Raw genomic sequence first — 4030 nt, forward strand, 5'->3', positions numbered from 1 at the left:
CGGGCTCGGCGAGGGCGTCGCGCATGGTCGCCACCAGCTCGTCGTCGGACAGCTTCTTGAGGTCGACGCTGCGACCCAGCTCGTTCACGTCGATCTTCTCGGGCACGGCGTTCACTCCGGCATCGTCGTCGCGGATGGGGCAGCGGGTGCCCGGTACTCCCGGTCCCGCCAACGCTCGCTACTTTACGCACCAGTAGGTAAGTTGCAAGCGTGACCCCGACCGCGCGCCGCCGCCTCGCCCCCGAGGTGCGACGCCGCCAGGTGCTCGACGCGGCGATCGCGGTGTTCTCCGAGGAGGGCCTGCACGGCGCCTCGATGGACGCGATCGCGGCCCGGGCCGGGGTGTCGAAGCCGTTGGTCTACGCGCACGGCGGGACGAAGGACGAGCTGTTCGCCGCGTGCCTGGCCCGCGAGGCGGAGCGGCTCGTGACGACGATGACGACGGCGGTCGGCTCCGGGGACCCGGGCGCGGGTGACGACGGCGAGGCGCGCCTCTCCCGGGCCCTGCGCGCGTTCTTCCACGCGGTGACCACCCACCGGCAGGGCTGGACGGTGCTCTACCGGCAGGCCTCGACCGGGGAGTTCGCCGGGACGGTCGACGCCGCCCGGCGCCGGATCGTGCGGCGCGCGGCGGAGTTGCTCGCCCCGGAGCTCGGCGGGTCCGTCCGGGCCGCGGAGCCGGTCGCGCACACGCTGGTCGGTGCCGCGGAGGGACTCACCGACTGGTGGCTCGCGTCCGACCACCCCGCCACCGACGAGGCGCCGGCCGACGTCCTCGCCCGCATGCTCACCGCCGTCGTCTGGCCGGGCCTGGACGCGCTGCGCCGCGCCCCCTCCGGCGAGGAGACGCCCGTGCACCCGGCCGGCCCCGATCCGCGGGCATGAGCGTCTCCTCGACGCCCGCCCCCATCGCGGCGTATCCGCCCGTCTAGCTCCGGCGCTAGACGGGCGCAGACGACGCGATCGACGCGACACGCCGATCGCGGTTTCTCGCGATGTATCGGGCGATCACTAGAGAAGTCCATACGCTGCGAGGGAGACGACGCGGAGCGGGAGCTCGACCCGGGAGGTGCGCATGGACCCGGTCCGGAACCCGTTCGCCCCCGGCGCCGGCCAGCGTCCGCCCGAGCTGGCCGGACGCGACCGGGAGCTGCACGCGTTCGACGTCGTGCTCGAGCGGGTCGCGCGCGGGCGGCCCGAGCGCAGCCTGGTGCTGACCGGGCTGCGCGGGGTCGGCAAGACGGTGCTGCTGGGCGAGCTGCGCTCGATGGCGATCCGCGCCGGGTGGGGCGCCGGGAAGATCGAGGCCCGCCCCGAGGCCGACCTGCGCCGCCCGTTGTCCGCCGCCCTGCACCGCGCGGTCCGCGACCTCGCCGTCCGCCACCGCGCCCCGGACCGCGTCGAGGAGGTCCTCGGCGTCCTCAAGGCGTTCGCCCTGAAGGCGACCCCGTCCGACGCCAAGCTCAAGGACCGCTGGCAGCCGGGCATCGACGCGCCGCTGCAGACCGGCCGGGCCGACTCCGGCGACATCGAGATCGACCTCGTCGAACTGTTCGGGGTGGTGGCCGAGCTCGCCGGCGACGTCGGGGTCGGGGTCGCGCTGCTGATCGACGAGATGCAGGACCTCCGGGTCGACGACGTCTCGGCGCTCTGCGCGGCGTGCCACGAGCTCTCCCAGTCCGGGGCGCCGCTGGTCGTGGTCGGCGCCGGCCTGCCGCACCTGCCCGCCGTGCTCTCGGCCTCGAAGTCCTACTCCGAGCGGCTCTTCCGCTACGTGCGCATCGGCCAGCTCGACCGCGCCGACGCCGACTTCGCCCTCACCGCCCCGGCCGAGCGCGAGGACGCGAAGCTGACGCAGGAGGCGCTCGAGCTGCTCTACGAGGTCTCCGGCGGCTACCCGTACTTCGTGCAGGCCTACGGCAAGGCCGCCTGGGACGCGGCGGTGCAGAGCCCGATCGACGCCGAGGACGTGCGGGTCGCGGCGCCGGACGCGAGCGCCGAGCTCGCCGTCGGCTTCTTCGGCTCGCGCTACGAGCGCGCCACCCCCGCCGAGCGCGAGTACCTGCAGGGCATGGCCGAGCTCGCCGAGGGACGCGACGAGGCCGTGCTGACCTCGGCGCTGGCCAAGCACCTCGACAAACGGGCCTCCTCGCTCTCCCCGGCGCGGGACAGCCTGCTGCGCAAGGGCCTGGTGTTCTCGGCCGAGCGCGGCTGGATCGCGTTCACCGTGCCGCACTTCGGGCGGTTCCTGCTGGGTGGCCTGCGGCCTCGTGAGCAGTAGTCCGTGTCATAGGGCGGAGAACTGCTCACGAGGCGAAGCCACCTAGTCCGGACGAGTGAACCTCCAGGACGCGGTAACGAACGCCCGGGCCCGGACGACACCCATCACGAGCCCCGTGGCGCTGCCGGACCCCCGACCTGGCAGGGCCACGGGGCTTCTTCGTGTCCGGGATCGCCGGGCCCCGCGACCGGGAGGAGAACCGGCGGAGGGGGCGAACCGGGCGCCCCGTACGATTCCGGCGTGTCGGACCCCCGTCTGGAGATCCAGATGCTGCACGACCGCGTGCTCGTCTCGCCGACTCCCGGCGAGGGCGAGCGTCGCAGCACCGGTGGCATCGTGATCCCGGCGACCGCGTCGGTGTCGAAGCGGCTGGCCTGGGGCGAGGTCCACGGCACGGGCAACCACGTGCGCACGGTCAAGAACGGCGACCGGGTCCTCTACGGACCCGAGGACCACGCCGAGGTCGAGGTCGACGGCCGGACCTTCGTCGTCCTGCGGGAGCGCGACCTGCACGCCGTGGCGAGCGAGAACATCGAGCCGACGAGCGGGACGGGGCTCTACCTGTGACGACACCTCCGAGCGCGGAACCGGGGCGGCCCCCGGGCGGCACCACGACCGAGGGCGACCCGTTCGACGGGGACGCCACCCGGTCGATGGCCCCCGATCCCGGGCCGGACCCCGACACGGCGGCGACAGTGGCGCTGTCCCCCGTCGAGGGACCGGACGGGTCCGCGTCCGAGGGCGACGACCGACCCGGCGGCGGGCGGCGGCGCAGGCGGCTGCTGGTCGGCGGCGGGGCCCTGGTCGGCCTGCTCGCGCTGCTCTACGTCGTGGACCTCCTCGTCTCGGCGACCGACGTGCCGCGCGGTGTGACGGTGGCCGGGGTCGAGATCGGCGGCATGAACCGCCTCGCGGCCGAGAACGTGCTGCGCGGCGAGCTCGACCCGCGCGTCAGCCGCCCGATCACCCTCGTCGCGGGCAGCGGCCCGGGGGCGGCGACGACGGCCGTCGACCCGCGCGCGGCCGGGCTCGGCCTGGACATCGACGCCACCATCGACGAGGCCGGCGAGCAGCCGCTCAACCCGTTCACCCGGCTCGCGTCGTTCTTCTCCGACCGCGACGTCGCCCCGGTCAGCAAGGGCAACCCGATCGCGGTCGGCCAGGCGATCGACCGGGCCCGCCCCCAGCTCGACCGGCCCTCGGTGGAGGGCACGATCCGGTTCGACGGCGGCCGTCCGGTGCCCGTCCCGTCCACGCCCGGACAGGTCGTGGACGGCGCGGCGGCGCCCGGCGTCGTCCTCGACCACTGGCTGGACCCGGCGCCGGTCGCGCTGCCGGTGACGACGCAGCCGGTGTCGGTCACCCAGCAGGGCCTCGACGCCGCGATGCGCGACGTCGCGGTGCCCGCGGTGGCCGCGCCCGCCTACGTCGTCGGCACCGGCCGCAACGCGACGCTGAGCCCCACCGAGATCGGGTCGTTCCTCAAGTTCGACCCCGACGGCGCCGGCGGCCTGCGGCCGCGCGTCGACGTGCCGGCCGCGCAGGCCGTCGTCGACAAGGACCTCGCCTCGACCGAGGCCGAGCCGAAGGACGCCTCGTTCGCCTTCGAGGGCGCGGCCGCGACCGTGGTCCCGGCGGTCGTCGGCCGCCAGATCGACTACCCGAAGACCTTCACGGGCCTGGTGGACGCCCTGGCCCGGCCGGGCGACGCGGCCGCGCCGCCGACGTTCAGCCCGCCGCCCCCGCCGC

Annotated in this window: 4 protein-coding genes; all 4 read left to right on the forward strand. The window is 75.2% G+C overall.

Translation table 11 applies throughout. The features are described from left to right. Positions 1-210 precede the first annotated feature (210 nt). Entirely contained in the window at positions 211-885 is a 675-nt protein-coding gene (locus tag AC0CYZ_RS23575) for a TetR/AcrR family transcriptional regulator (protein WP_472219844.1), read from the forward strand. A 190-nt stretch (positions 886-1075) separates the two neighbouring features. Further along, positions 1076-2281: an ATP-binding protein gene (locus AC0CYZ_RS23580; RefSeq protein ID WP_472219845.1), complete on the forward strand. Its 1206-nt coding sequence runs from the start codon at positions 1076-1078 to the stop codon at positions 2279-2281. 240 nt (positions 2282-2521) lie between these two features. After that, complete coding sequence (locus tag AC0CYZ_RS23585; protein WP_472219847.1) at positions 2522-2848, forward strand: GroES family chaperonin; 327 nt, start codon at positions 2522-2524, stop codon at positions 2846-2848. Positions 2849-2976: 128 nt separating this feature from the next. Then, positions 2977-4030, forward strand: a 1054-nt coding sequence (locus AC0CYZ_RS23590; RefSeq protein ID WP_472219849.1) for a peptidoglycan binding domain-containing protein, incomplete at its 3' end; no start/stop codon positions are given.

It is taken from the genome of Actinomycetospora sp. (assembly GCF_055612215.1).

Excerpts from the sequence above, each read along its gene's own strand:
- AC0CYZ_RS23580 (WP_472219845.1), top strand. The coding sequence starts at position 1,076 with ATGGACCCGGTCCGGAACCCGTTCGCCCCCGGCGCCGGCCAGCGTCCG.